General features: G+C 64.9%; 23 protein-coding genes. 12 read left to right on the forward strand and 11 right to left on the reverse strand.

The genetic code is table 11. From position 1 onward, the window contains the following. The first annotated feature begins 33 nt into the window (after positions 1–33). Positions 34–894: a LysR family transcriptional regulator gene (locus tag ACO05N_RS17170; RefSeq protein WP_422058204.1), complete on the forward strand. Its 861-nt coding sequence runs from the start codon at positions 34–36 to the stop codon at positions 892–894. Between the two features lie 6 nt (positions 895–900). Here ACO05N_RS17170 and ACO05N_RS17175 read toward each other — a convergent pair whose 3' ends face one another. Beyond that, the gene (locus tag ACO05N_RS17175) at positions 901–1,146 is read right to left on the reverse strand and encodes a hypothetical protein (RefSeq protein WP_422058205.1); all 246 of its coding nucleotides are present in this window, start codon (positions 1,144–1,146) and stop codon (positions 901–903) included. Between the two features lie 346 nt (positions 1,147–1,492). On the opposite strand from ACO05N_RS17175, the gene ACO05N_RS17180 reads away from it, so the two are divergent. The 4 genes from ACO05N_RS17180 (at position 1,493) to ACO05N_RS17195 (ending at position 4,208) form a co-directional block, all read left to right on the forward strand. Beyond that, positions 1,493–1,948, forward strand: coding sequence for a MaoC family dehydratase (locus tag ACO05N_RS17180; protein WP_422058206.1), 456 nt, complete (start codon positions 1,493–1,495; stop codon positions 1,946–1,948). After that, a complete protein-coding gene (locus ACO05N_RS17185; RefSeq protein ID WP_422058207.1) occupies positions 1,945–2,451 on the forward strand; it encodes a (2Fe-2S)-binding protein in 507 nt (168 codons plus the stop codon). The genes ACO05N_RS17180 and ACO05N_RS17185 overlap by 4 nt, the downstream gene beginning before the upstream one ends. 108 nt (positions 2,452–2,559) lie before the next feature. Next, positions 2,560–3,426, forward strand: a complete 867-nt coding sequence (locus ACO05N_RS17190) for an RcnB family protein (protein WP_422058208.1) — start codon at positions 2,560–2,562, stop codon at positions 3,424–3,426. A gap of 83 nt (positions 3,427–3,509) precedes the next feature. Beyond that, positions 3,510–4,208: a prolyl hydroxylase family protein gene (locus ACO05N_RS17195; protein WP_422058209.1), complete on the forward strand. Its 699-nt coding sequence runs from the start codon at positions 3,510–3,512 to the stop codon at positions 4,206–4,208. Positions 4,209–4,255: 47 nt separating this feature from the next. Here the strand turns inward: ACO05N_RS17195 and ACO05N_RS17200 are convergent, their stop codons facing one another. The 4 genes from ACO05N_RS17200 to ACO05N_RS17215 all read right to left on the reverse strand — a co-directional run bounded on the left by ACO05N_RS17200 (position 4,256) and on the right by ACO05N_RS17215 (position 8,455). After that, positions 4,256–4,645 carry a response regulator gene (locus ACO05N_RS17200; RefSeq protein ID WP_422058210.1) on the reverse strand — a complete coding sequence of 130 codons (390 nt, stop codon included), beginning with the start codon at positions 4,643–4,645 and terminating at the stop codon, positions 4,256–4,258. A gap of 62 nt (positions 4,646–4,707) precedes the next feature. Continuing rightward, positions 4,708–7,131, reverse strand: a complete 2,424-nt coding sequence (locus ACO05N_RS17205; protein ID WP_422058211.1) for an ATP-binding protein — start codon at positions 7,129–7,131, stop codon at positions 4,708–4,710. Beyond that, entirely contained in the window at positions 7,131–7,748 is a 618-nt protein-coding gene (locus tag ACO05N_RS17210) for an EAL domain-containing protein (RefSeq protein ID WP_422058212.1), read from the reverse strand. Before ACO05N_RS17210 ends, ACO05N_RS17205 begins: the two co-directional genes overlap by 1 nt. Positions 7,749–7,750: 2 nt before the next feature. After that, positions 7,751–8,455, reverse strand: coding sequence for an EAL domain-containing protein (locus tag ACO05N_RS17215; protein ID WP_422058213.1), 705 nt, complete (start codon positions 8,453–8,455; stop codon positions 7,751–7,753). Positions 8,456–9,053: 598 nt separating this feature from the next. Between ACO05N_RS17215 and ACO05N_RS17220 the strand changes: the two genes are divergently transcribed. Continuing rightward, positions 9,054–10,196 (forward strand): SET domain-containing protein, encoded by a 1,143-nt coding sequence (locus ACO05N_RS17220; protein ID WP_422058214.1) that lies wholly within the window; start codon positions 9,054–9,056, stop codon positions 10,194–10,196. Here the strand turns inward: ACO05N_RS17220 and ACO05N_RS17225 are convergent, their stop codons facing one another. The 3 genes from ACO05N_RS17225 to ACO05N_RS17235 are packed head-to-tail and all read right to left on the reverse strand — an operon-like array spanning position 10,197 to position 14,653. Beyond that, entirely contained in the window at positions 10,197–10,859 is a 663-nt protein-coding gene (locus ACO05N_RS17225) for a hypothetical protein (protein ID WP_422058215.1), read from the reverse strand. 57 nt (positions 10,860–10,916) lie between these two features. Continuing rightward, a complete protein-coding gene (locus ACO05N_RS17230; protein ID WP_422058216.1) occupies positions 10,917–12,764 on the reverse strand; it encodes a CHASE4 domain-containing protein in 1,848 nt (615 codons plus the stop codon). Between the two features lie 14 nt (positions 12,765–12,778). After that, on the reverse strand, positions 12,779–14,653 hold the full coding sequence (locus ACO05N_RS17235; RefSeq protein ID WP_422058217.1) for an EAL domain-containing protein: 1,875 nt from the start codon (positions 14,651–14,653) through the stop codon (positions 12,779–12,781). A gap of 405 nt (positions 14,654–15,058) precedes the next feature. On the opposite strand from ACO05N_RS17235, the gene ACO05N_RS17240 reads away from it, so the two are divergent. Together ACO05N_RS17240 and ACO05N_RS17245 are read left to right on the forward strand one after the other, a co-directional pair. Further along, positions 15,059–18,133, forward strand: coding sequence for a TonB-dependent receptor (locus ACO05N_RS17240; protein ID WP_422058218.1), 3,075 nt, complete (start codon positions 15,059–15,061; stop codon positions 18,131–18,133). Positions 18,134–18,202: 69 nt separating this feature from the next. Continuing rightward, the gene (locus ACO05N_RS17245; RefSeq protein ID WP_422058219.1) at positions 18,203–19,699 is read left to right on the forward strand and encodes a glucoamylase family protein; all 1,497 of its coding nucleotides are present in this window, start codon (positions 18,203–18,205) and stop codon (positions 19,697–19,699) included. 51 nt (positions 19,700–19,750) lie between these two features. On the opposite strand, the gene lepA is transcribed toward ACO05N_RS17245, so the two are convergent. Further along, positions 19,751–21,559, reverse strand: coding sequence for a translation elongation factor 4 (gene lepA / locus ACO05N_RS17250; RefSeq protein WP_422058220.1), 1,809 nt, complete (start codon positions 21,557–21,559; stop codon positions 19,751–19,753). A 64-nt stretch (positions 21,560–21,623) separates the two neighbouring features. Here lepA and ACO05N_RS17255 point away from each other — a divergent pair, with 64 nt between their 5' ends. The 4 genes from ACO05N_RS17255 to ACO05N_RS17270 all read left to right on the forward strand — a co-directional run bounded on the left by ACO05N_RS17255 (position 21,624) and on the right by ACO05N_RS17270 (position 24,891). Continuing rightward, complete coding sequence (locus ACO05N_RS17255) at positions 21,624–22,091, forward strand: SixA phosphatase family protein (protein ID WP_422058221.1); 468 nt, start codon at positions 21,624–21,626, stop codon at positions 22,089–22,091. Positions 22,092–22,267: 176 nt separating this feature from the next. Next, a complete protein-coding gene (locus tag ACO05N_RS17260) occupies positions 22,268–23,107 on the forward strand; it encodes a penicillin-binding protein activator LpoB (protein WP_422058222.1) in 840 nt (279 codons plus the stop codon). Between the two features lie 189 nt (positions 23,108–23,296). Beyond that, positions 23,297–23,962: a DUF6975 family protein gene (locus ACO05N_RS17265; protein ID WP_422058223.1), complete on the forward strand. Its 666-nt coding sequence runs from the start codon at positions 23,297–23,299 to the stop codon at positions 23,960–23,962. 77 nt (positions 23,963–24,039) lie between these two features. After that, complete coding sequence (locus tag ACO05N_RS17270; RefSeq protein ID WP_422058224.1) at positions 24,040–24,891, forward strand: AAA family ATPase; 852 nt, start codon at positions 24,040–24,042, stop codon at positions 24,889–24,891. Between the two features lie 33 nt (positions 24,892–24,924). Here ACO05N_RS17270 and ACO05N_RS17275 read toward each other — a convergent pair whose 3' ends face one another. Both ACO05N_RS17275 and ACO05N_RS17280 read right to left on the reverse strand, forming a co-directional pair. Then, positions 24,925–25,170 carry a helix-turn-helix domain-containing protein gene (locus ACO05N_RS17275; RefSeq protein ID WP_422058225.1) on the reverse strand — a complete coding sequence of 82 codons (246 nt, stop codon included), beginning with the start codon at positions 25,168–25,170 and terminating at the stop codon, positions 24,925–24,927. Further along, complete coding sequence (locus ACO05N_RS17280; RefSeq protein ID WP_422058226.1) at positions 25,170–25,634, reverse strand: DUF2975 domain-containing protein; 465 nt, start codon at positions 25,632–25,634, stop codon at positions 25,170–25,172. Before ACO05N_RS17280 ends, ACO05N_RS17275 begins: the two co-directional genes overlap by 1 nt. Positions 25,635–25,646 lie beyond the last annotated feature (12 nt).

Consider the following 25,646-nt stretch of genomic DNA (forward strand, 5'->3'; position numbering starts at 1 on the left):
GAAAGGCGGCGCGGGACAGCATAGACGGTGTCTATGATCGAACGCTATTTGCTGCGCTATTTCCTCGCCGTCATCGATAGCGGGACGTTCACCGCCGCCGCCGCGCAGATGGCGGTGTCGCAACCCACGCTGTCGGCGGGGATCGCCAAGCTGGAGCGGGAGGCGGGCGCGAAGCTGCTGCGCCGGTCGAGCCAGCGGATCGAGCTGACCGAGGCGGGGTCGCAATTTGCGGTCCATGCGCGGCGGATCGAGCGCGAGTTCAACCTGGCGGCAGCGGCGGTCGGCGGGATCGCGCAACCCGCGACGTTGCGGCTGGGGGTGCTGACGACGATCGCGAGTGGCGAGCTGGCGGCTCTGGTCGCGCGGATCGCCGCCGATGCGCCGGGGCTGGCGGTCGAGCTGGTCGAGGGGAATGCGACGGTGCTGGCGCAGCATATCGCGCGCGGGCGGGTCGATCTGGCGCTGACTGCGGTGCAGGGCGATGCCGTCGGCGATGGCGAGGCGTTGCGCAGCGAGCCCTATCTGCTTGCCCTCCCCGTCGGACATCGGCTGGCCGGGGAAGCGGCGCTGCCGGGCGAGGCGCTGGCGGGCGAAACGATGATCGTGCGGCGCAGCTGCGAGGCGCTGCCGGAGACGAGCCGTTACTTCACCCGGCGCGGCATCCGCCCGAGCTTTGCGCTGCGCACGCCGAACGACGACCGCGCGCTGGCGATGGTCGCAGCGGGGCTGGGTGCGACGGTGGTGCCGGCGTCGCATCGGCATGCGGGGGTGGCCAAGCCCGCGCTGGTCGGGTTCGAGTTGCGGCGGACCTTGGCGCTGGTGCGGGGGGAGGATGCGCGCGAGGGGATGGCGGCGGTTGTAGATGCGGTGAAGGGGGTCTTTGGGGGCGGCTAACGGCCATCAGGTTGGGCATTTTACGAAAGTGAACTCCCACGCATCCCTTGGCAGCTCCTTATACTGCTCTGCGGCCGATGCGGCGAAGACGACAGCACTCCCATCATCACGAAGAGTAATTACCGATTTTTGATCCTCGGCAACTCCGTCTTCACGAGTGATAACTTCCAGCTGCTGCGGACCGAGAGAACGGGCGGAAACGATGCGAACGCTCGTAATCCCGTTACCCAGTTCGCTCTTGGAGAGAGACATGCCAACACGCACCTTTCGCGCGCACGTCTCGAAATTTTGCGAGTAAAAGCCAATGAAGCGCTCTGGCATTTCTACCGGCGGAGTCTGGCCCCCGAGAAGCGATAACAGAGACCATACAGCTACCATTTGCCCCTCCTCCCACCGCGGGAAGGTGGCCGAAACAACTCTCGTCCGCAATGAGGTCATGTGCCGCCAGTCCGCTTTTATGAGCGTCGATCCTGTCACGGTCGTCTGCGCGCCTGCCCCTCCACCAGCTTCGCTGGTCCCCTCCCCGTTCCGGGGAGGATTTTTGGGGGACTGACAAACCCGCTTCCCGCGTTAAGTGGGGCCCCAAAGGGAGACGGTGATGGCAGGACGCTATTTCGACGAATGGCAGGTGGGGGACCGGATCGCCCATGATCTGCGCCGCACGGTGACCGAGACGGACAATCTGCTGATCTCCACCCTCACCCATAATCCGCAGCCGCTGCATCTCGACGCCGAGGCGGCGGGGGCGAGCGAGTTTGGGCGGATCCTGGTCAATGGCACCTTCACCTTCGCGCTGATGGTCGGGATTTCTGTCGGCGACACGACGCTGGGCACGCTGGTCGCCAATCTGGGCTATGACGAGGTGCGGATGCCGAGTCCGGTGTTTATCGGCGATACGTTGCGCGCGGAGACCGAGGTGGTGGCGCTGCGCCCGTCCAAGTCGCGGCCGGGACAGGGTGTCGTCACCTTTCGCCATGTGATGCTCAACCAGCGCGACGAGACGGTGTGCACCTGCCTGCGCAGCGCGCTGTTGCATGCTAAAGCGACTGCATGACCCGCTTTACCGTCAACAACCAGCCGGTTTCCTACAAGCTCGATCCGGCCACGCCGTTGCTGTGGGCGCTGCGCGATGCGTCGAACCTGACCGGCACTAAATATGGCTGTGGCACTGGCGAGTGCGGGGCGTGCACGGTGGATATCGACGGGAATGCGGTGCGGTCGTGCCAGGTGACGATCGGCGGGGTCGAGGGGACGTTCGTCACCACGATCGAGGGGCTGACGGCGGAAGGCAATCACCCGGTGCAACAGGCGCTGATCGCCGAGAATGTCGTCCAGTGCGGATACTGCATCCCCGGCATCGTGATGAATGCCGCGGCGTTGCTGCGCAAGAACCGTAACCCGTCGGATGAAGACATCATGGGGGCGATTACGAACCTGTGCCGCTGCGGCATCTATCCGCGGCTGATCGAGGCGATCGGGCGGGCGGCGCGGGTGGCGCGGGGGGAAGAAGAGATTACCATCGATCGCGGCATCCCGGTCGAGACGGGGGAAGAGTAGGGAAAGCTTTCAATTGGCTGTCAGTGCAATTCAGAAGTGTGTCAGCCGAATCGATGTAAATCCGCAATAGTCTGAACGCCGGCGCTTTGTCGGGGAGCGGAGGAAAATATGAAGAAGATGATTTTGGCAGCGCTGATCGGCGCGACCATTTTGACCCCCGCTGCTGCCAGTGCGCAGGATCGGGGCGGACGCGAAGGCCGTGGCGGCGAAGCGCGCGAGCAGCGTCAGCAGCAGCGACAGGAATTCCGTGCGCAGCGGCAGGAACAGCGCCAGGAGCGCCCCCAGTTCCAGCGTCCGGAGCGCCCGCAGGCTCAGCAGCGCCCGCAGTTCCAGCCGCAGCAGCGCCCTGCCCCGGCGGCCGCCCCTGCCCCGCAGGTGCGTGAGCAGCGCCGCGATTTCCGCGAGGAGCGTCGCGACGATCGGCGGGATTTCCGTGCGGAACGCCGGGATGATCGCCGCGACCTGCGCGGATCGATCATGGGATCGCAGTCGCGGGAAGATCGCCGCGATGACCGCCGCGACTATCGCGACGACCGGCGTGACGATCGCCGCGACTATCGCGCCGACCGCCGTGACGACCGCCGCGACTACCGCCAGGACCAGCGCCGCTATGGCGACTGGCGCGACACGCGGGCGGACCGGCGCAGCTGGGACGACAACCGCAACTGGAACCGCAGCTGGCGCGGCGACCGCCGCTACAACTGGAACCAGTATCGTTCGAGCAACCGGCACGTCTATCGCCTGCCCCGCTATTACGCGCCGCGCGGATACCATTATGGCTATCGCCGCTTCTCGATCGGCATCACCATCGGGTCGATGCTGTTCGCGCCGGATTACTGGATCAACGACCCGTTCTACTACCGCCTGCCGCCGGCCTATGGCCCATATCGCTGGGTGCGCTACTACAATGACGCGCTGCTCGTCGATGTCCGGTCCGGCTATGTCGTCGACGTGATCCACGACATCTTCTGGTAAGCGAGACACTGGTCACGCAGGGAGGCCCGGCCGGCGACGGTCGGGCCTCTTGCGTTTCGCGGTCTGCACGGCAAATTGCGGCCATGAACATCTTTTCGCGTTCCAAGAGTCCTGCCGGATCGGTCAGCCGCGCCCGCCTCGGCCAGGCGGTGACCGCGCGGGTCGAAGCCAATCCGGCGATGCGCCGGGCGAAGGTCGATGCCGCGCAGGTCTATTACCATCCGGACTTCCTCGACGCCGCCGAGTGCGACCGGCTGATCCGGCTGATCGATGCCAATCGCCGCCCCTCTACGTTGCTTTCGCAGTCGGAGGACCCCAATTTCCGCACCAGCGAAAGCTGCGACCTCGACCGCTGGTCGCCGGATGTGCGGCCGATCGACGAACGGATGGCGGCGCTGCTCGGCATCCCGCCCGAAAATGGCGAAACGATGCAGGGCCAGCGCTATGCGCCCAGCCAGCAGTTCCGGGCGCATTACGACTGGTTCAACGAACAGCAGGAATATTGGCCGGCGATGAAGGCATCGGGCGGCCAGCGCACCTGGACCGCGATGATCTACCTCAACGATGTCGAGGAGGGCGGCGCGACCTGGTTCCCGCAGGCGGGCGTGCGCGTGGCGCCCAAGCGCGGGTTGTTGCTTGCCTGGAACAATATGAAGCCCGACGGTTCGCCGAACACCGGCACGCTGCACGAAGGCACGCCGGTGGTGAAGGGCGTCAAATACATCATCACCAAATGGTTTCGCGAACACGCATGGATCAACATGCCGATCCGGACATATTGAGCGGGTGACGATTCCTCCCCCGAGACAAGCTCAGGGGAAGAATGAAGTCACAGGATCATGTCGTCGCCGCTGCGCAGCGCGAGCACGCGACCGATCGTGTCGAACAGTGCGTCCATCGCCACCGGCTTGAACAGCACCTCGTCCGCCCCGGCCGCGAGGCAGCGTTCGCGCAGATCGACCGCGGTGTCGGCCGTGACCACGATGACGGGCAATTCCGCCTTGGCGTCCCCCCGCGCGCGGATGCGCTCGATCGCCTCGATCCCGTCCATGCCGGGCATGCGCAGGTCGACCAGCACCACGTCATAGTCGCCCGCACCGAGCATGGTGAGGCCTTCTTCGGCATGCGCAGCTTCCGCCATCGTGGCGCCGGCGACATTGAGCATGTCGCGCACCACGCGGCGATTCATCGGGTCGTCCTCGATGAAGAGGATGTTCATTGCGCGACCGTCCCATGGGCGGCGGCGGTCTGGGCCGGGAAAATCATAGGCGTGCTATCACCCTAAGCCGCTTGGGATACAAGCGTCGTGCGACGGGATGTCTCACAAATTTCGTTCCGATCTGCCGTCAGTGCCGCCACCAGCGCGGGTCCTTTCACTGGCTTAACGATGATTTGATCGATTCCGGTGTCACGCAGCCGCTGTTCGACGTCCGGCGCGGGCGTGCTCCACAGCGCCGCGACGCGCGCCCCGGCGGGCGCTGCAGCGGCAAGTTCTTTCAGTTTATCAACCGGATCGCCCTCGGCAGCGGCGAGCGTGCCCTCATCCGCCAAGATGCGAACGGGCTCAACTCCGCCGGCGAGCGACACCGCTTCCTCGATCGATGCGGCAAATTGCACCGTGGCGAAATGCGGGGTGAACAGCGTGCGCAACATGCCGCGCACGATCGGGTTGCGGTCGAGCACGACCAGATGTTCGCCCGTTCCCGCGACCTCAACCGCCGAATCGGGTGCGTCGGCGAGCCGCAGCGGCAGATCGACGGTGAAGGTCGAACCTTCGCCCACCACGCTGGCCACCGTCACGCTGCCGCCCAGTGCATCGGCGAGATTGCGGACGATCGCGAGGCCGAGTCCGGTGCCGCCGAACTGGCGCGTCGTCCCGGCATCGACCTGCTTGAAGGATTCGAACACCTCGTCGAACTTCTCGGCGGGGATGCCGATGCCGGTGTCGCGGATCGCCAGCCGCAGCCGATCGCCCGCCGCCACGACATCGACTGACAACGCGCCCCGTTCGGTGAACTTGACCGCGTTGGACAGCAGGTTGAACACGATCTGGCGCAACCTGCCGGGATCGGTTTCGATCCAGCGCGGCGTATCGACATGCGACACGGTGAAATTGAGCCCCTTGGCGCGCGCCTGCTCCTCCCACATCCGCGTCACTTCGTGCAGCAGCGTGTGGAGATCGGTCGGGGTCAGTTCGACCGTCAGATTGCCCGTTTCCATCTTTGCGACGTCGAGGATGTCGTCGACGAGCGCGCGCATCGTCATCCCCGCACCGTGCACGATGTTGATGCGGTCGCGCGTTTCCGCCGGCACCGATGCATCGCGCAGCATGATCTGGGTCATGCCCAGAATGCCGTTGAGCGGAGTGCGGATTTCGTGGCTGGTCGTCGCGAGGAATTCGGTCTTGGCCTTCAGCGCCTTTTCGAGCGCCACATTCGTTTCGCCCAGCACCGTATTCGCCTCACGCACCTGGTTGCGGCTGCGGCGGATGGTGAACAGGCCGATGCTGAGCAGCGTCACAATGACGAGGAATGCGCTGCCCAGCCCGATGAACAATGTGCGCTGAAACTCGGCTTCGCGCCGCAATTCTTCCGCCTGGAGATTGGCGATGCGCAGTTCCTGGTTTGCATAGTCGAACCGCGCCGCCATCAGCGCCGTGCTGGCCGAGGTGGCGAGCTTGGCGGCTTCGTCGTTGAGCTTGCGAAGCCGTTCGAGATGCGCAAGCGCAAGCGCGCTTTTCCCCTGAACGCGATAGATCTGATAGGCAGTGTGGTGCGCATCGCGCATCCCCAGAGGCGTCTTGGCCAGATCGACGCCGGCAAAGGCCCGCTGGATCAACCGGTTCGCGGTATCGATACGCCCCTGGCGACGCGCAGATTCGGCGGCGACCGCCAGCAGCGCCGATTCGCCATGGTGTTCGGGATCCAGGCGGATAAGCCCGCTCGCCTCGGCGATGATGGCATCCGCCTCCGCAAATCGTTTCTGGTCCAACAGGGAGTGCGCGATATTGGTCAGGATCTGTGGGATATTGGTCGCGTTCGCGGCCTTCGCCAGCTGATAGGCCCTGCGATATTCCTGTTCCGCTCGCCGCGGCTCTTCCAGCTGAAGCAGGACATTGCCGCGGTTATTCAGCAGCGCCATTTGCAATGGCGTGTCCCCATCATAAACATCTGCAGCCTGCTTGTAATATTTCTCGGCACTTCTGAGGTCGCGAGACTTTGTGTAGAGTGATGCGATCAACTGCAGCGCGATGGATTGGCTGCGCTTTTCATCCAGCTTGGCAAAGATATTGTGCGCTTCCTGCAGCGACGCCAGAGCCTCTGCGAAGCGCATCTGCCCCTCCTGCGCACCGGCCCGCGCCATCAGCAGATCACCCCGCAATTTGCCCGGCGACGGGTCCCCGCTGATGAGGCGCAGTGCGCGCGAAATACGCGGCGCGGCTTCGCCATGTCTGCGCAGCCGCACCAGCGCTTCGCTTTGCAGCCACAACGCGGTCGCTTCCGCCGAGGCGCGTGCACGCGCATCGCCGATGGCGGAGGTCCGGCGCTGCGCCTGTTCTGCGAAGGCCAGCGCGGATTGCGGGTCGGCGGCCATTGCCGTCTTGGCATTTTCGATCAGCGGATCGGAGGCACGCTGCTGCGCGGCCGCAGGGGCAGCGAGCCCGAGTGCCAGCCAGCAGAAAAGGAGGGCAAGGCCCCTCGCCATCACCCGCTCTTACGCCAAAAATTTTCGCTGCGGCCAAAACTGGGTCGCATCGTCGCGACCGACTTGAAGCCTTCTTCGTCGAGATAGCGGACAAAGGCGTCGAGCGCGATCGGCCGGCTGATCAGGTAGCCCTGGACCATATCGCAGCCCATCACGCTGAGCAGCGCGAGCGCCGCCGGGGTCTCTACGCCCTCGGCCGTGACTTCCATCTCCAGCGCATGGGCGAGATCGATCGTGGAGCGGACGATCAGCGGATCGCGATTGCTGCTGGTCAGCTGCATCACGAACATCTTGTCGATCTTGAGTTCGGTCGCGGGCAACTGCTTGAGATAGGCGAGCGAGGACAGCCCGGCGCCGTAATCGTCGATCGCAAGCGGAATGCCGATCGCGGCGAAGCGTTGCAGATGGCGGATCGCGCTGTCGGGATCGCGGATCACCGCGGTCTCGGTAATCTCGAAGCCGACCTTCGCGCCGGTTTCGCTGACGATGCGGCACGCCTCTTCGACAAAGGCCTCGTCCGCCAGCAGCACGCCCGAGATATTGATGAACACCGGCATGTCATGGCCATGGGCGAGCATCACCTGCTGGTCGGCGATCACCTGGCGCAGCGTCCACAAGGTCAGGCGACGATCTCGCCGCCATCCTCGGCCGCGCTGATGAATTCGCCCGGAAGGATCAGGCCGCGTACCGGATGGTGCCAGCGCACCAATGCCTCGGCGCCGGTCACGGCTTCGCGGCGGACATTCACCTTGGGCTGATATTGCAGGAACAGCTGGCCGGCGGCGATCGCGCGCGGCAGTTCACGCACCAGCGCCGCACCGTCGAATGCGGCATGGCCCTGTGACAGATCGATCGAGACGATGCCGGAATCGGTGCGCGCCTGTTCAAGCGCCGCCTCGGCCCCTTCGGTCAGCCGCACCTCGTCGTCGTCGCCAAAGGGTGCGACGGCAATGCCCCAGACCAGCTGGATCAGATGACGTTCGCCGTCGAGATCGACCGAGCGCGCGAAACAGGTTGCGAGCCGTTCGACCAGCGCGCGCGCCGCGACAGGGCTCTCCGCCTCGAAGCCCAGTTCGATCAGCGACCGCCCAGCCGTCATGCTGCGCACGCCGGGCTGAAGATCGCTCATGCGATCGGCAAGATCGTGGATCAGCGTGTCGGCGCGTGGCCGCCCTAAATGGCGCCGGAGCGACTGGAAATTGGCGATGTCACACAATGCCAGTGCGCGCCAGCGTGTGCAGGCCGGGCCGCCTGCGCCCCGCGCGAGCACGGTGCCGGCGGCGGTGTCGGCAGCCCCGCCCTCGCCTGCAGCGTCGTCGTTCATGGCAACACGCCCCGCCTCAACAGGCGAACCGCGAAAACCGGCGGGGTCGAAACGGTCAGACATGCCGCCCGGCGTAACAGCCAGTGCTGAAGGAAGTTTTAAGGAAGCCACCGCCGGTTTTCACCGATCTAGGTAATTTCCCTATGATCCCTAATGATTGATTCAGGATGAATTTTCATTTAACCAAAATGGGTGCGTCGGGTACGCACGATGGGAGAAAAAACATGTTTGCACTCTTTTTCCGGGAAACCACCGGCGAGGACATCCGCCCCTGGTAACCCTTTTACGGCCCGGGCCGGCGGCAGGACGGATGGTCCCTCTCGCTTGACCTGCCCGGGCTGATTTCCTGAATAACGGCCGCTATCCGATTGGGATTGCGGCCTTTATTTTTCTGATCCGTTCTGGATACGAAACTGTTCCGCCGAATGCTGCTGCTGTGCCGCAGTGCGACGGATCGACACCCGACCTAGCTTGACTTCCCCGCCCCGGCCCCGCGCACGGGCCTTGGCGAATCGGCACGACTCGTGGAGTCAGCGCGAGTCGCGCTTTGACGCCGGACTCGGAACACGGTAAATGAATCCCTTCACAAGGGGGTTTCATGGCGGGCGATGTCTGGTTTCTGATCGCGATGAGCGCCAGCTTTGCCGCCTATGGCGTGTATCTGCTGGGCCTGCGCCGCGCGACCGTCCGCCCCAATCGCGCCTCCTGGCTGATCTGGAGCGCGTCGGCCGCCGCCGAAGCGCTGACCTATGCCGCGGTCAATCCCGGATCGCCGCAGGGATGGGTGTTCATCCTTTCCGCTGCCTGCTGTCTCGTCGTCACCGCTGCGCTGTGGCGCGGGTCCAACTGGGCGCCCCCTACGACGATCGAAGCCTTGTGCATGGCCACCTGCCTCACCGCGTTGCTGATCTGGGTCGCGTTTCGCGAGGCCTATTGGGCGCATATGCTGGTGGTCGCGGCGGTGCCGGTCAGCTTCTGGCCGACCTGGGTCAGCGTGTGGAAGGACCGCAGCGCCGAACGCTCACCCGCCTGGGGGCTGTGGACCATCGGCGACCTTGCCACCTTGCTGGTCGCGGTGCGCGCGGGCGGGTCGGGGCCGGACGAGTTCGCCTATATCTTCGTCGAGCTCGCCTGCCATGCCAGCATCTGGTTCATGATCGGCCTCACCACGATCAACCCGCTGCGCTCGTTCGGATGGGCGCGCGGCGGGCTGGTGGTGCTCGATCGCTATCGCCACCAGCGCAATTTGTTCACGGTCGGCGAGAATCATCTGGGCAAGGCGGTCTATGCCACCTGCCGCTTTGCCGAGGGCGCGGAGCTGATGCGCTTCACCGGCCGCCGCTTCCATGTCGACGATATCCCCAGCCTGATGCGCGGCAGCGACGACCGCTTCGTACAGGTGACGCCCGATCACTATATGGGGCCATCGGGGCAGCTCGACGATCTGGTCAACCATAGCTGCGAGCCCAATGCCGGCCTGCGCTTCACCGACGATGGCGTGATCCTGGTCGCGCTGCGCGACATCGCTTCGGGCGACGAGGTGACCTGGGACTATTCGACCACGCTGGCGCAGTCGAACTGGCACATGATCTGCCAGTGCCGGTCGACCGAGTGCCGCCGCGTGATCGGCAATTTCGACACGCTGAGCCCCGAGCGGCAGGAGTTTTTCCGCGCGCGCAACCTCGTCGCGCCCTATCTGCGGCGGAAGGACGCGGTGACGCCGGTGCGGCGGGCGAGCTGATTATTCGATCGGCGGCAGCGGTTCGCGCAGCGGCTTGCGCGGGCTGGCGAGTTCGCGCGCGATATCCGCAGCGATGGCCAGCGAATCCGCGTCGCCGCGGGCCTTCAGGATGTCGCGGCGCACCTCCATCCGCGCGTGTCGCGCCGCTGGGGGCAGTGCCGCGATGGCGATATATTCGCGCACGGCCTTGAGCCAGCGCGAGTCCGGGAGGGCGGTTTCCTCTGCCGTGCGTGCGAACGGATAAGAGATGACGCGATAGCCATCGCCGTCGCGCTTCAGGAACAGCAGGACCCAATTTTTGGGGTGGAAGGTCGTGCGGACGCAGCCGCCTCGATACGCGTCGGGATGGGCGCGGACGAGGTCGCGGGGGTCGCTGGACCGGGGGGCTGAGGTCTCGGGTTCCAGCACCCCGGGCATATCCACGAAGATGCGATCGCGATCGTCGTTCCCGCCGGATGCTCGTTTGAGGATGGCAAGCGATGCGAACCGGATTTCCGGCTCGCCATCGGCCGCTGTCCGCTGGTCGAATGGCTGAGCGACGATGATCGCGTCGGATTGCTCGACCAGCTCCAGAGTGCTCGGAACGCGGTAACCCGGCGCGACACTGCACGCATAGGCAGCGGGTGCGGCAAACGGCGCCAGTGCAAGGAGGAGATTGCGCATCGTGCAACCCTGCCGCGGCGCGTCAGTCTTGGCGAGGGACGAAACCGGTCGCGATGCTCAGGCCGCGACGTCCTCCCGCACCAGATCCGACGCGGCGAGTTCGAGCACCGCGCTGGCGCCGATGCCGATGCCTTCGCTGAGCAAGGTCAGGCTGCCGCCCATCGCGACCATCGTGTTGGCGCACCAGTGCAGGCCGAGCCCGCCGGACTTGTTGACGCGGGTCGAATAGCCGCGCTGGAACAGCTGCGGGGCCTTTTCGGGATCGAAGCCCTCGCCATCGTCGGTGATGCGGATTTCCATGCGGTCGCCGATTTCGCGTATCGAGACAGCGATGCTGCCCCCTTCCCGGCCGGTTGCGGCAATCGCCTCGGCCGCGTTGGAGAAGAGGTTGCCGACCACCTGGCTGAGCAGCACGCGGTTGGCGAGTACCCAGTGCGGCTTCGAGGGGAAGTGGAACGCGATCGAGCTGGCACCGGAATAGCGCGCGATCGTGGCGTTGCGCGCGACGATGTCGGTGACGTCGCAGGTTTCGAGCGGCGGGCGTTCATGCGCCTGTTCCTGCTGCCGCCCGATGATTTCGAGGACGTTGTGGAGCGCGTCCCGGCCAATGCCGAGCTGCTCCTTGCGCGCGTCGCGCGCCTGCGCCTCGCTGGACAGCGCGGCGGCGACGAAGGCGACGAGCTTTTGCCGGCGCGCGGGCGGGATGCTGTCGTCCGCCAGCTCGCTGAGCGCGCGGTCGAGCAAGGCGCGATCGGTAGCAGGTGCCTCGCCGAGTCCCTGGCTGAGCACCGTGCTGATCGGGTTCAGCGCGTTGCGAACGTTATGCATCACCGCGACCGCGCTTTCGGACTGGCCGAGCTTGAACGACTGGGCCTCGACCTGCTCGCGCAGATCCTTGAGCTGGACCAGCATCGCGTTGAAGCTGTCGACCAGGCTGCCGATCTCGTCGCGGCGCGGGGCTTCGGTGAGGGGGACGAGGTTCCCCGATCCGCGCACCACGCCCATATGCTGTTCGACCCGGTTGAGCGGGCGCAGCACCAGCCGGCCGATCATCACGCTGAGTACCGCCATCACCAGCAGCATCAGCGCGGTCGTACCGACCACGGCGAGCTGGAGCATGTTGCGGCCGAGGTTCGACAGGTCGCGCGGAACGCGGAAGGTGGCGCTCGCGATGCTGCCCCCGCCCTCTCCCGGCACCGGGACGGCGACCGCGATGTAACGCTCACCCGCGTCGATGCGCGGCGCGGACACGGGTGCGTCGAGCGCGATGCCGGCCCGCAGCTGGAGCAGGTTGCCGAGCTGCTGCGAGGTGATCATGCGCGCCATCACGACATGGCCGCGTGGATCGCCGCTGCCATCGGTGCGCCGCACCTGCGCGATGCCGATCGCGGCGATCCGGTCGCCGAGCCGGGCGTAGAAGCTGGCGCTGTTATCCCTGGCCAGCGCGCGGCGGAAATCGATGCGGCGGATTTCAGCGAGTAGCTGCGCGCGCAGCTGCGGCGAATCCTGCCCGGTCTCCAGATCCAGCCAGCGCGCGATCACCACTTCGCCGTCCGGGCGGACATAGGCCATGCCGTTGACGCCGAGATTGACCATCGCGGAGGTGGCGAAACTGTCCTCCTCGAACGCGCGGTTCGGCGCGCCCATATAGTCGTAGCTCTCGTTCCAGTCGCCATAGTCGCGGACCGACGCCTCGACCTTGGAAGCATATTCGGTCAGCGCGGCGCGGGTGCGTTCGACATGGCCGTCGATCGCCTGCGCCTCCAGCCGGTCGAAGCTGGGGGTGATGACGAGGGCGAGCAGCAGCGTGATGCTGGCGGCACCGAGCAGCGCGACCCCGGTCAGGATCGCGACAAGCTTGGCCCCGAGCGAACGTGGAATGCGGGATTTGATGCGGTCGAACATGGATCGCGGCGGCGTCACCCGTGGGTGCCGGTGGCCGGTGCCTGCGTCACTTCCTCATCGCCCATGAAGCGTTCATGCGCGGCGCGGATCGCGACGTCGGCCTCCAGCGGGCGGGCGAGATAATAGCCCTGGACATGGCTGCACCCGGCGACGCGCAGCGCGGCGAGATGCGCGTCGGTCTCCACGCCCTCGGCAACGACCTCCAGCCCCAGCGCGCGGCCGAGATGGATGATCGAGTGGACGATCGCGGCGCTTTCCCGCTCGCGGCCCATGCCGTCGATGAAGCTGCGGTCGATCTTGAGGCAGTCGAGCGCGAATTTGCGGATATTGTAGAGCGAGGAATAGCCGGTCCCGAAATCGTCGAGCGCGATGCGGAAGCCCATCTGGCGCAGGCGATAGAGGGTATCGGCAGCCCGCTCGGCATTGTCGAAGATCGCGGTTTCGGTGATCTCGATCTGCACGCGGCGCGGCTCGATCCCGGCACGCTGGACGCGTTCGACGACATGGCCGACGAAATTCTGGCGGCGGAACTGGCGCGGCGAGAAATTGACCGAGACATATTGTCCCGGCCATTGCTGCAGCATCTTGAGCGATTCATCGAGCACCCAGTCGCCCAGCTCGTGGATCAGGTTCGATTCCTCGGCGATCGGGATGAACATGCCGGGCGAGATCGGGCCATATTCGGGGCTGTTCCAACGCAGCAGCGCTTCGAACGCGACGATCTCAAGCCGGTCGCGCGCGACGATCGGCTGATAGACGAGGCGCAGCTCGCCATTGGCGATTGCCTGGGACAGGCCGCCTTCGATCTGGCGGCGGAAGCGGATCGATTCGTCCATGCTCTCATCGAATACGCGCACCACGCCGCGACCGGCGCGCTTGCTTTCGTTGAGCGACAGGTCGGCGCGACGCATCACGTCGATCGGATCATGCTTCATGCCCGGTTCGACGATGACGAGGCCGGCCGAGGCCGATCCCTGCACCGAATGGCCGAACACGGTGAAGGTCTTGGCACAGGCGAGCAGCAACCGTTCGACCGCCTCGACCGCCTCCCCCTCGCCCGCCACCTTCATCAATACCGCGAACTCGTCGCCCCCCAGTCGCGCGACGAAGCCGCCCGGCGGCACCGCGCCCTCGAGCGTCGAACAGACCATGCGGATCAGCTCGTCACCGGCGAGGTGGCCGAACGTGTCGTTGACCAGCTTGAACCGGTCGAGGTCCATCATCGCCATCGCGAAGGTATCGGGACCGCGCACATGATCGGTCAGCGCGCGCATGAAGGCGAGCCGGTTGGGCGCGTCGGTCAGGCTGTCGTGATTGGCGAGATGGCTGGCCTTGCTTTCGTTCGCGGCCAGCTCGGCCTTCTGCTCCTCGAGCAGCGCCATGGCGCGCGCCAGCTGCTGATCGACTTCCCAACGCTTGCCTAGCGCGGTTGCGGTCTGGACGACCTCTTCCACCTGGAACGGCTTGGCGATGTAGAAGATCTTGTCGGCGGGGCCGGCGGCGCGGCTGATTTCAAGCGGAGAGAAATCGGAATAGCCGGTGACGATGACGATGTTGATGTCAGGATCGATCGCGCGAATGCGCTTGGCGGTTTCCTTGCCGTCGATGCCCGGCGGCATGCGCACGTCGATGAAGGCGACCGGGAACGGATTTCCGCTGGCTTTCGCCTGGACGACGGCATCGACGCCGTCCAGTCCCTGCATGCAATGCACGGTTTCGAATTCGGGAAGATCGGCGGCCGGTGCGCTTTCGACCTCGTCATCGCCGAACAGTTCGACAGCCATCGCGTCGAGCGCGGCGCCCTGTGCCGCCCCTACCCCACTGCCCTTGAAGCACTGGCGATAGGATTCGTGCATCCCTGCTTCATCGTCCACGATCAGAATGCGCAAGGCCAAGTCCCCTCTTCCACTTGCATCCCGCGTAACCGCTGCCGGTTAAGGCGAAGTAAAAGGGTTAACGCCGCGTTCTCCATCGGCTCCGGGACTGACCCTAAAAAATTGGGGCGCCGCGGTCTGGCCGGGCGCCCCGTCGAGTTCAGGAGGGGATTGAATGCGTCTCCGCACACCGGATTTATGCAGCGCGCGCCGCGTCCGGAACACGGTCAGACTCTGACGCGCGCGTCACTGTCGCGCAGTCAGATTACCCAAAATAGCCATCGGAACTTTTTCTATACAGCTGTCATGAAACCGGTTACAGTTTTGGCGCAAAGAACATAATAGGCGGGCCGCCGAGTCGCGCATCACGCGCACACGGCTGTTCAGGGTAAACGTTGTCAAACCTCCAGGGGGGATGCTGTGAAGGCTTCACATTCCGCAACTAACGGACTTATTCGCGGTTCGCGCCTGCGCGCTGCTGCTGCTGCTCTCGCATGGTCGAGCGCGGGTACGGTGCTGGCGATCGGCCTTGCGCTACCGGCGCACGCTCAGCAGTCGAATGCGACGCTGCGCGGCACGATCACTGCCGATGGCGGCGTGACCGAAGTTACCGCGGTGAACGTCAACACCGGTTTTTCGCGCACCGTGCAGCCGTCGGCGGACGGCAGCTATCAGTTCGCCTCGCTTCCCCCCGGATCGTATCGCCTGGAAGTGACCACCCCGAACGGGGTCCGCCGGACCGACGAGTTCCAGCTGCTGGTCGCGCAGAATGCCGTTCTCGACTTCGATCTTTCGACCGCAACCGTGGCGAGCGCGCCCGGGGGCGAAGAGGTCATCGTGACCGGCAGCCGCATCCGCACGATGGAAGGCGGCGAAGTCGGCATCAACATCACGCAGCGCCAGATCGAACAGCTGCCGCAGAACAACCGTAACTTCCTTGCCTTTGCCGAGCTGGCACCGGGCGTGCAGTTCCAGACCGACGGGCAGGGCAATTCCAGCCTGCGCGGCGGCGCGTCGCCCACTGCATCGATCAACGTCTTCATCGACGGCGTGAGCCAGAAGGACAACGTCCTCAAAAACGGGGTCAGCGGCCAGGATTCGACGCAGGGCAACCCGTTCCCGCAGCTCGCCATCGGCGAGTATCGCGTGATCAGCTCCAACTACAAGGCGGAGTTCGACGAAGTCAGCTCGGTCGCGATCACCGCGATCACCAAGTCGGGCACCAACCAGTTCAAGGGTGAAGGTTTTGTCGACTTCACCAACGAGAGCCTGCGCGACCGCATTCCCGATGAGTTGGGCAAGGCCAAGGTCAAGACCAAGGATCTGCAGTTCGGTGGCGCGCTGGGCGGTCCCATCGTCAAGGACCTGCTCCACTTCTTCGTATCTTACGAAGGCAAGCGGCGCCGGCTTCCGGTGTCGATCACGCCGGGCCTCGATCGTCCGATTTCGCTGTTCCCGTCGCAGTATCAGGGCTTTTTCGGCGCCCGGAACAGCGAATTCAACGAAGACCTGTTCTTCGGGAAGATCAGCTTCTCTCCGACCGACAGCGACCTGTTCGAAATCTCGGGCAAATGGCGCGACGAAAGCGGATTTAACCTGGGCAGCGGGAGCACTGCGGCCGAAGCGGTATCCAGCAACGACGTCACCGAACGCCGCGCGGTCGTGCGTTGGGAGCATACGGCAGACAAATGGATCAACGACCTCAAGGTGTCTTACGAGGACGTCAGCTGGTCGCCCACGCCGCGTCAGTTCGCGAACGGCATCCAGCTTGAGTATCAGGGTCCCAACCCGTCCAATGCGGCGCAGACCCAGCGCGGCACGCTGCTGACCATCGGTGGCGGCGCAGGCTATCAGGACAAGGGCCAGAAGGGCTGGACCATCCAGGACGACTTCACCTGGACCGGGTTCGAAGGCCACACCATCAAGCTCGGCGTGAAAGCCAAGTGGATCAACCTGAACTCGCTTCAGCTCAACTTCTTCAATCCGCGCTATTATTTCAACACCGCCTATAATCCCGGCGGCGGCACCTTCAACGACACCATCCCGTATCGGGTGGAGTTCGGTGCGATAAGCGGTGAAGGCGACCCGACGGTCGAGGCGGACAATTTCCAGCTCGGGCTGTACATCCAGGACGACTGGGAAATTACCGACCGGCTGACGCTGAATCTGGGCCTGCGCTGGGATTATGAGCATAATCCCACCTTCCTGAACTTCGTCCACAACAAGCGTCGCGTGGATGTCGTGACCGGGGTGGCGAAAAATTCGTCGGGCAACCCGATCTATCCCAACCTCGCCAACGCCAACTACAATATCCGCGACTACATCTCGACCGGGACCGAGCGTAAGGCGTTTCTCGGCGCGTTCCAGCCTCGCGTCGGCTTCAGCTATGAGCTGACGGAGGATGGCCGCTTTGCCGTGTTCGGCGGCTATGGCCGGTCCTATGACCGCAACCGCTTCGACTTCCTCCAGCAGGAAGTGAGCCGCGGCTCGTACGAAACGGTTAGCTTCCGCTTCCCGGGCGATCCGCTCAATGCGTGCGCACCGATCTCGGCAACCTGCCTTCCCTGGAACCCGGTTTATCTGACCCAAGCGGGCCGCGACCAGCTGCTGGCAGGATTGACCGCAGTTGGCGGGGGCGGCGAGTTCCGCTTCATCAAGAATGATCTGAAGGCACCCTATTCCGATCAGTTCAGCGTCGGCGTTCGCGGAAGGTTCGGCGTGATCAACGCTGAAACCGGCTTCCAGTACACCGCGTCGCGTGACGGCTTTGTCTGGCTGCTCGGCAACCGCAATCCGGACGGGTCGTTCTTCCTGCCCGACAATCCGGCCCTTCCCACGGATACGCCGGGGTCGCCGTTCGGCGCGGCACCTCCCGGCTATGGCAGCATCATCATCGGCGAGAATGGTGCCAAGACCGATACCAAGAGCATCTATGTCAAGCTGGGCAAGGCCTATAGTTCTTCGTCGCCTTGGGGCTTCGACGCCACCTATACCTACACCGATGCGACCGAAAACCGGGACACGTCGGACTCGGGCGCCTTCTCGCTCGATTTCCCCACCGCGCAAGACTATCCGACCGTTCAGGCCGTGGGCGTGCCGAAGCATCGCTTCATCATCGCGGGCAGCGCGGATCTTCCGCTCGGCCTGACCTTCTCGGGCAAGCTGCTTTACCAGTCGCCGACGCAGGTTCGCGCGCTCGTCAGCTCGGCGAACCCCTATCGCCGCACCGTCGTGGTCGCGGACTCGTTCGGCAATGGCGATGCGTGGGGTAAGCGCCAGGTGGACATCGCGCTCACCAAATATGTTCCCCTGGCCTTCCTGACCGACGACGCGCGGATCCGTTTCCGCGTCGACGTCATCAACCTCTTCAATGACCGCAACTATACCAGCTTTGTCAGCAACCCGTCGGATCCGCGCTATCGCGAACGGAGCGGCAACAGTGTAGGCGGCAACCCGCCGCGGACGCTCAAGCTGACGGCCGGTTTCTCTTTCTGATCGACCCGTTGATGGCGCGCGGACGGATTCCCCGTCCGCGCGCCTTTTTTGTGTGTAAAGGAGTATCCCATGGGCTTTCGCCTGCCTTCGCTCGGTCTCGCCATGCTGCCGCTTGCCGCCGCCTGTTCGACCCTGCCGGCAGCGGTCAGCCCCCCTGCCCCCGCACCGCGCGCGGCGCAGGATGCGTTTGCCGAGGATCTCTCGCGCCGCACCTTCGACTATTTCTGGGAGACGACCAGCGTCGAGACTTGCCTCGCGCCGGATCGCTGGCCGTCCAACCCCTTTTCCAGCATCGCCGCGACAGGCTTTGCGCTGACGGCTTACGGCATCGGGGCCGAGCGCGGCTATGTGACGCGCGAAGCCGCCGCCGAGCGGACGCGCAAGTGCATGGAATTCTACTGGAACGCGCCGCAGGGCCCGGCCGTCAGCGGCACCGCGGGGCATAAGGGCTTTTTCTACCACTTCCTGAAGAACGGCGACGGTACCCGCTATCGCAATACCGAACTGTCGACGGTCGACACGACCCTGCTGCTGGGCGGCGTGCTGTTCGCGCAGAGCTATTTCGACCGCAACAATCCGACCGAAGCGGCGATCCGCGATCTTGCCGAGAAGATCTATGGCCGCGTCGACTGGACCTTCGTCCAACGGGAACGCAGCAAAATCCCCTCGGCCAACAGCACCGGCGGCAAGGCGATCGCGATGGGCTGGTACCCCGAGCGCGGCCAGGGCGGCGATTTCGGCACGCATGACTGGGTCGGTTATGACGAGGGGATGCTGGTCTATATCCTCGCGCTCGGATCGCCGACGCATCCGGTAGGCAAGGATGCGTGGGACACCGGCTGGTCGGGCAAGCTCGGCAAGAGCTGGGGCACCTATTACGGGCAGGAGCATCTGCAGTTCGAGCCGCTGTTCGGCCACCAGTACAGCCATGTGTGGGTCGATTTCCGCGGCATCCAGGACGCGTTCATGGCCGGCAAGGGCATCGATTATTTCGAGAATAGCCGCCGCGCGACACTGGCCCAGCGCGCCTATGGCATCGACAATCCGGGCAAATGGACCGGCTATTCGGGCGACATCTGGGGCTGGACCGCGTCGGACGGTCCGGGCGGCGCGGCCAATGGGCGCGTGGTCAACGGCAAGGCCCGCGAGTTTCAGGGCTATTCCGCGCGCGGGGTGAGCAGCTATCGCATCGTCGATGACGGCACGGTGGTGCCGACGGCGGCGGGCGGATCGGTCGCGTTCGCGCCCGAAATCGCCCTGCCCGCGCTGATGGCGATGCGCGCGAAATATGGCGACAAGCTATACCAGCGCTACGGCTTCAAGGACGCGTTCAACCCGAGCTACACCTTCACCGATGCCGGCAGCCGCGACGGCGTGGTCGATGCGAAGGATGGGTGGTTCGCGCGCGATTATCTGGGCATCGATCAGGGACCGATCCTGGCGATGCTGGAGAACCACCGCTCGGGCCTCATCTGGAAGACGATGCGCAAGAACCCGCATATCCGCCGCGGGCTGGAGCGCGCGGGCTTCAAGGGCGGGTGGCTGGAGCGACCGGCCGGGAAGTGACCACCGGATAGAGAAAGGGCCGCCCGACGCATTGCCGGGCGGCCCATTTTCTTATTCCTCGCCCATCCGCAGCGCGGCGATGAAGGCTTCCTGCGGGATGCTGACCGAGCCGTACTCGCGCATCTTCGCCTTGCCCTTTTTCTGCTTGTCCAACAGCTTGCGCTTGCGGGTGGCGTCGCCGCCATAGCATTTGGCGGTCACGTCCTTGCGCATCGCGCTGATCGTCTCGCGCGCAATCACCTTGCCGCCGATCGCCGCCTGGATCGGGATCTTGAACAGATGGCGCGGGATCAGTTCCTTGAGCCGCTCGCACATGCCGCGGCCGCGCGCCTCGGCGGTCGAGCGGTGGACGATCATGCTGAGCGCGTCGACCGGCTCCTCGTTGACCAGGATGCCCATCTTGACCAGATCGCCCTCGCGATAGCCGATCTGTTCGTAATCGAAGCTGGCATAGCCCTTCGACAGCGACTTCAGGCGATCGTAGAAATCGAACACCACTTCGTTGAGCGGCAGTTCGTACGTCACCTGCGCGCGCCCGCCGACATAGGTCAGGTTCTTCTGGATTCCGCGGCGGTCCTGACACAGTTTCAGGATGCTGCCGAGATATTCGTCGGGGACATAGATCACCGCCTGGATCCACGGTTCGGCGATGCTTTCGATCTTGTTGGGATCGGGCATGTCGGCGGGGTTGTGCAGCTCGATATGCCCGCCGCCATGGGTCAGTTCGATCTGATACACCACCGACGGCGCGGTGGTGATGAGGTCCAGGTCATATTCGCGCATCAGCCGTTCCTGGATGATCTCCAGATGCAGCAGGCCGAGGAAACCGCAGCGGAAGCCGAAGCCGAGCGCGGCGCTGGTTTCCATCTCGAAGCTGAACGACGCGTCGTTGAGGCGCAGCTTGCTGATGCTCTCGCGCAGCTTTTCAAAGTCGTTGGCATCGACCGGGAACAGGCCGCAGAACACCACCGACTGGACTTCCTTGAAGCCCGGCAGCGCCTCCGCGGCGGGGCGCTTGGCGTCGGTCAGCGTGTCGCCGACGCGCGCCTGCGCTACTTCCTTGATCTGTGCGGTGATGAAGCCGATCTCGCCCGGGCCAAGGTCGGCGAGCTGCTCGATCTTGGGCCGGAAACAGCCGACGCGGTCCACCAGATGCGTGGTACCGCTCTGCATGAACTTGACCTGCTGGCCCTTTTTGATCGTGCCGTCGATCACGCGGATCAGGATGACGACGCCGAGATAGGGGTCGTACCAGCTGTCGACCAGCATCGCCTTGAGCGGCGCATCGGGGTCGCCCTTGGGCGCGGGGATGCGCTCGCACACCGCGTTCAGGATCTCGTCGATGCCGATGCCCGACTTGGCCGAGGCGAGCACCGCGCCCGACGCGTCGATGCCGATCACCTCCTCGATCTCGTTGCGGACCTTTTCGGGTTCGGCGCTGGGCAGGTCGATCTTGTTGATCACCGGCACGATTTCATGGTCGTGCTCGATCGACTGATAGACGTTGGCGAGCGTCTGCGCCTCGACCCCCTGTGCCGCGTCCACGACCAGCAGCGCGCCCTCGCATGCGGCGAGCGACCGGCTGACCTCATAGGCGAAGTCGACATGGCCCGGCGTGTCCATCAGGTTGAGGACATAATCCTTGCCGTCCGCCGCCTTCCAGTCGAGGCGCACGGTCTGCGCCTTGATCGTGATGCCGCGTTCCTTTTCGATTTCCATATTGTCGAGCACCTGCTCGGACATCTCACGCGCAGTGAGGCCGCCGGTGCGTTGGATGAGGCGATCGGCCAGGGTCGACTTGCCATGGTCGATATGCGCGATGATCGAAAAATTGCGGATACGGGAAATGTCGGTTGCCATAGACCGCGCGCGTAGCAGGGGGCGCGCACTTGCGAAAGATGCCCTGTGGAGCCAGGGTCTCGCAATGCGCGCCATTCTCCTTGCCCTCGCCTGTTCGCTCGCCCTTCCGGCGGTGGCAGGCGAACCCACGACCTATGTCGTCCGCCATTTCGATACGCCCCGGGGCGAGAAGGATCCGGACCTGCTGCCACAGGGTGCCGCGCGGGCGCAGGCGCTGGCGCAGTGGTTTCGCGGCAAGCGGCTGTGCGCGATCCTGGTGACCCAGTATCAGCGCACGCGCCAGACCGCTGCGCCCACCGCCGCCGGGCGGAGCATCGCGATCCAGAGCTATGACGCCGCCGACACGGCGGGGGCAGTGGCGCGCGCGAAGGCGTCGGCGTGCCCGGTGCTGATCGTCGGGCACAGCAACACGGTACCCGATATCGTCGAACAGCTTGGCGGGGCGCGTCCGGACGATCTCAGCCATGCGGATTTCGGCGACGTCTGGACGGTCGCCGATGGCAAAACGGATCGGGCCATCGTCGCGCCCTGACCCCTAGCGCTCGATCACGGCACTTTTCCCGATGCGCGGCCAGACCGGATGCGATATGATCCGCGCGGGGACCGGGGGTCTACCATGTCAGTAGATGTCAGTTGATGGCGATCGGTTGATCATGCACCGTCGCTGCAGCTTTTGGGGCAAACGCCCCTGAATGGGAGGAATAGTTCATGCGCTTCGTCCGCAATCTGATCGCCGCCACCGCGCTCGCCTCGATGGCTGCCGGACCGATCGCCGCTTCCGCGCAGACCGCGACCAGCTCGTCCGGCAGAACCTATAAGGACGGCACGACCAAGGGCGCGTCGTCCGGGCGCCGCGATCAGGAGCGCGGCCAGCGCGAAATCCCGCGCTGCACCCGCAATCTCGGCACGGTCGCAATCGTCGAACCGGACAATCAATGGTGGCGCGAGCTGAACCTTGGCAGCCCCGAGGCGATCCTGAAGGTCTTTGTCCAGCAGTCGGGCTGCTTCACCATCGTCAATCGCGGCCGCGCGATGCAGAGCCGCGCGATGGAACGCGCGCTGCAGGAACAGGGCGAGATGCAGAAGGGGCAGAATATCGGCAAGGGCCAGGTCCGCACCGCCGATTACTTCCTTCAGCCCGACATCGTCTCGTCGAACAAGGATTCGGGGGGCAGCGCAGTTGGCGGCGCGATCGGTGGCCTGCTGGGCCGTCGCGGCGGCATCCTTGGCGGCGTCGGCGCGCTCGCGGGCGGCATGAAGGTCAGCAAGAAGGAAGCGAGCGTCACCCTGTCGATGGTCGATGCGCGCACGACCGAGGAAAAGGCCATGACCGAAGGCTATGCCCGCAAGACCGATGTCGGTTTCGGCGGCGGTGCGGCCAGCGGCTGGTGGGGCGGATTCGCCGCGGCCGGGGGCAGCGGCTATCAGAACACCGAAATCGGCCAGGTGATCGTCCTGGCCTATCTCGATGCCTATACCAAGCTGGTCTACGAGCTTGGCGGCCTGCCGGACGATGCGGCAGCGGCGGCCCCGCCGGCACGGCGCTAAGGCGCGGCCAAAGCGTTGAAATCAGGGGCCGGAGTTACCCGATCCGGCCCCTTTTCGATACGACGACCTCCGAACGATCCCTTAACGCGCGGTCAACCACGTCTTTACGCGCTTCGGTATAAACCTGTCGGGCAAAGCGACTCTTCAAAGATGCCGGATGGGCCGGCACGGTTGCTTTGGCGGGGTCATATGCCACTCGAGACGGTTCGGAGCGCACGACTGAGCGGTGCGTCGGGCACGCTGATCGCGCTCGTCGCCGCCGATGGCAGCGCGACCCATCCCTATCTGAACCGTCTGGCGAGCGGAATCGCGACGCTGCGCGACCTGGGCGACCTTGCCCACCAGATCTGCCTGCTCCACGCGCGCCATCCCGATCTGTTCGAACAGGCCGCCGCCCAGTCGCGCCAGCCCGCTGCCGCCGAATGGCTAGCCCAGGCAACGCGCGGATTTACGGCCGAACGCGCCTATCTGGTGCGGATCGTGGCCGCCGCCGGGCCGATGCCCAGCACGCCCGGCCAGGCTGCGTCGGAAGCCGCCGTCACCGCACAACGCCACGCGCTCGACATGCTGGCCCAGTCCGATCGCAATGGCTGTGCCGATGGTACCGCGATCGCGCTCGCGCTGGACTGGTCGGCGATCCGCTCGGTCCTCGACCTGCTGGCCCGGCGACTGGGGATCGATGCGCCCGCGTGCCAGCTGCCACCCGCATTCGAGACCGCGACGGTGATCGATGTCCTTGCCGGCACATTGCCGGTCGAGCGCGCGATGGCGTTCGGCGCCCAGCAGATGCTGGCACAGCATCGCGGCCTGATCGACCTGCTCGAAGCCCGCGCCGCAGCGCGCGGACAGGACTGACCCGCACTCCCCGCTTGCGCACGGGCCCCTTCCCCCGCTACTCCATACCCGATCTTCCAATATGACCGGGGACCGGAATGCGCTTCGAAGGCACGCAGGATTATGTCGCAACCGACGATCTGAAGGTCGCGGTCAACGCCGCCGTCACGCTGCGCCGCCCGCTGCTGGTCAAGGGTGAGCCGGGGACGGGCAAGACGGTCCTGGCCTATGAAATCGCCAAGGCGGTCGGCGCGCCGCTGATCGAATGGAACGTCAAATCGACGACCAAGGCGCATCAGGGCCTGTACGAATATGACGCGGTGGCGCGGTTGCGCGACGGGCAGCTGGGCGATCCGCGCGTGCATGAGATCGGCAACTATATCCGCAAGGGCAAATTGTGGGAGGCGTTCACGTCGCCCCAACTCCCCGTGCTGCTGATCGATGAGATCGACAAGGCCGATATCGAATTTCCCAACGACCTGCTCCACGAACTCGATCGCATGGAATTCCATGTGTACGAGACCGGCGAGACCGTCCGCGCCGCCGAGCGCCCGATCGTAGTGATCACGTCGAACAACGAAAAAGAACTGCCCGACGCGTTCCTGCGCCGCTGCTTCTTCCACTATATCAAATTCCCCGATCGCGGGACGATGCAGGCGATCATCGACGTCCATTTCCCCGGCATCCAGAAGATCCTGGTGAGCAAGGCGATGGATATCTTCTACGACATCCGCGAGGTGCCGGGCCTGAAGAAAAAGCCGAGCACCAGCGAACTGCTCGACTGGCTCAAGCTGCTGCTGCACGAGGACATGCCGCTCGACGTGCTGCAATCGCGCGACCCGAGCAAGGCGATCCCGCCGCTCCACGGCGCACTGCTCAAGAACGAGCAGGACGTGATGCTGTTCGAACGGCTCGCCTTCATGGCGCGGCGTCAGGCGCCCAAGAGCTGATATCTTGCCGGGGCCGCCGGCGCGCCGCAGATGTTACGCCTCCTCTGCCTCGTCCGGTGCCTCAAGGTCGGACGCGTCGTAGAGATAATCGAGCAACTCCCCCGGCGCACAGTCCAGCGCCGCGCACATCCGCGCAAGCGTGGAGAAGCGCACCCCGCGCACCTTTCCCGAACGAAACAGCGAAAGCTGCGTCTCGCTGACCCCGATGCGGCGGGCGAGCTCCTTGCCGGTGATGCCGCGCGCTCCCAATACTGCGTCGAGCGTGACCTTCACCGGCATCAGAAAAACTCGTCCAGTTCGTCACGCATCGACGCTGCCTGTGCCAGCAATTGCGAGAGCAGCACCAGCGTGGCGCCGACCACTCCCAGCGTGATCGCGGCCCCGTCGAACGCCAGATACGCGCCGCGATCATAGATCAGCCGGGTGAGCAGCGGCACGCCCAACACATTGAACAGCGCACCGACAAATAGCGCCGCTCCCACGCGGAACAGCAGCCGTGGCACCACCTGCCCGAACAAGGCGCCGCCCGCGATCGATTTGAGCGCCTGCCGCACCATCCACATCGCCCAGATGTAGATGAACATCGGGACGTAGAAAATCACCATCATTCCCGCGTCCCTGCCCAGCCCGTTCCAGAGCAGTGCGACCGCCAGCACCGCGACGGCCAGCACGAGCACCGCAAAGGGCAACGTCACCAGCCACATCAGCACGCGCGCCCGGGCGCGCAATGTTTCGAGGGTCATCGTTGAAGGCAT

It is taken from the genome of Sphingomonas sp. (assembly GCF_965227385.1).
Classification (GTDB): domain Bacteria; phylum Pseudomonadota; class Alphaproteobacteria; order Sphingomonadales; family Sphingomonadaceae; genus Sphingomonas.

What these genes read in the sequence shown, in the direction of transcription:
- ACO05N_RS17170 (WP_422058204.1), top strand. Translation starts at nt 34, where the DNA reads ATGATCGAACGCTATTTGCTGCGCTATTTCCTCGCCGTCATCGATAGC.
- ACO05N_RS17225 (WP_422058215.1), bottom strand. Translation starts at nt 10,859, where the DNA reads ATGCGCAATCTCCTCCTTGCACTGGCGCCGTTTGCCGCACCCGCTGCC.
- ACO05N_RS17270 (WP_422058224.1), top strand. Translation starts at nt 24,040, where the DNA reads ATGCGCTTCGAAGGCACGCAGGATTATGTCGCAACCGACGATCTGAAG.
- ACO05N_RS17230 (WP_422058216.1), bottom strand. Translation starts at nt 12,764, where the DNA reads ATGTTCGACCGCATCAAATCCCGCATTCCACGTTCGCTCGGGGCCAAG.
- ACO05N_RS17185 (WP_422058207.1), top strand. Translation starts at nt 1,945, where the DNA reads ATGACCCGCTTTACCGTCAACAACCAGCCGGTTTCCTACAAGCTCGAT.
- ACO05N_RS17195 (WP_422058209.1), top strand. Translation starts at nt 3,510, where the DNA reads ATGAACATCTTTTCGCGTTCCAAGAGTCCTGCCGGATCGGTCAGCCGC.
- ACO05N_RS17215 (WP_422058213.1), bottom strand. Translation starts at nt 8,455, where the DNA reads ATGAACGACGACGCTGCAGGCGAGGGCGGGGCTGCCGACACCGCCGCC.
- ACO05N_RS17200 (WP_422058210.1), bottom strand. Translation starts at nt 4,645, where the DNA reads ATGAACATCCTCTTCATCGAGGACGACCCGATGAATCGCCGCGTGGTG.
- ACO05N_RS17190 (WP_422058208.1), top strand. Translation starts at nt 2,560, where the DNA reads ATGAAGAAGATGATTTTGGCAGCGCTGATCGGCGCGACCATTTTGACC.
- ACO05N_RS17220 (WP_422058214.1), top strand. Translation starts at nt 9,054, where the DNA reads ATGGCGGGCGATGTCTGGTTTCTGATCGCGATGAGCGCCAGCTTTGCC.
- ACO05N_RS17180 (WP_422058206.1), top strand. Translation starts at nt 1,493, where the DNA reads ATGGCAGGACGCTATTTCGACGAATGGCAGGTGGGGGACCGGATCGCC.
- lepA (WP_422058220.1), bottom strand. Translation starts at nt 21,559, where the DNA reads ATGGCAACCGACATTTCCCGTATCCGCAATTTTTCGATCATCGCGCAT.
- ACO05N_RS17245 (WP_422058219.1), top strand. Translation starts at nt 18,203, where the DNA reads ATGGGCTTTCGCCTGCCTTCGCTCGGTCTCGCCATGCTGCCGCTTGCC.
- ACO05N_RS17175 (WP_422058205.1), bottom strand. Translation starts at nt 1,146, where the DNA reads ATGTCTCTCTCCAAGAGCGAACTGGGTAACGGGATTACGAGCGTTCGC.
- ACO05N_RS17265 (WP_422058223.1), top strand. Translation starts at nt 23,297, where the DNA reads ATGCCACTCGAGACGGTTCGGAGCGCACGACTGAGCGGTGCGTCGGGC.
- ACO05N_RS17275 (WP_422058225.1), bottom strand. Translation starts at nt 25,170, where the DNA reads ATGCCGGTGAAGGTCACGCTCGACGCAGTATTGGGAGCGCGCGGCATC.
- ACO05N_RS17205 (WP_422058211.1), bottom strand. Translation starts at nt 7,131, where the DNA reads ATGGCGAGGGGCCTTGCCCTCCTTTTCTGCTGGCTGGCACTCGGGCTC.
- ACO05N_RS17280 (WP_422058226.1), bottom strand. Translation starts at nt 25,634, where the DNA reads ATGACCCTCGAAACATTGCGCGCCCGGGCGCGCGTGCTGATGTGGCTG.
- ACO05N_RS17255 (WP_422058221.1), top strand. Translation starts at nt 21,624, where the DNA reads ATGCGCGCCATTCTCCTTGCCCTCGCCTGTTCGCTCGCCCTTCCGGCG.
- ACO05N_RS17260 (WP_422058222.1), top strand. Translation starts at nt 22,268, where the DNA reads ATGCGCTTCGTCCGCAATCTGATCGCCGCCACCGCGCTCGCCTCGATG.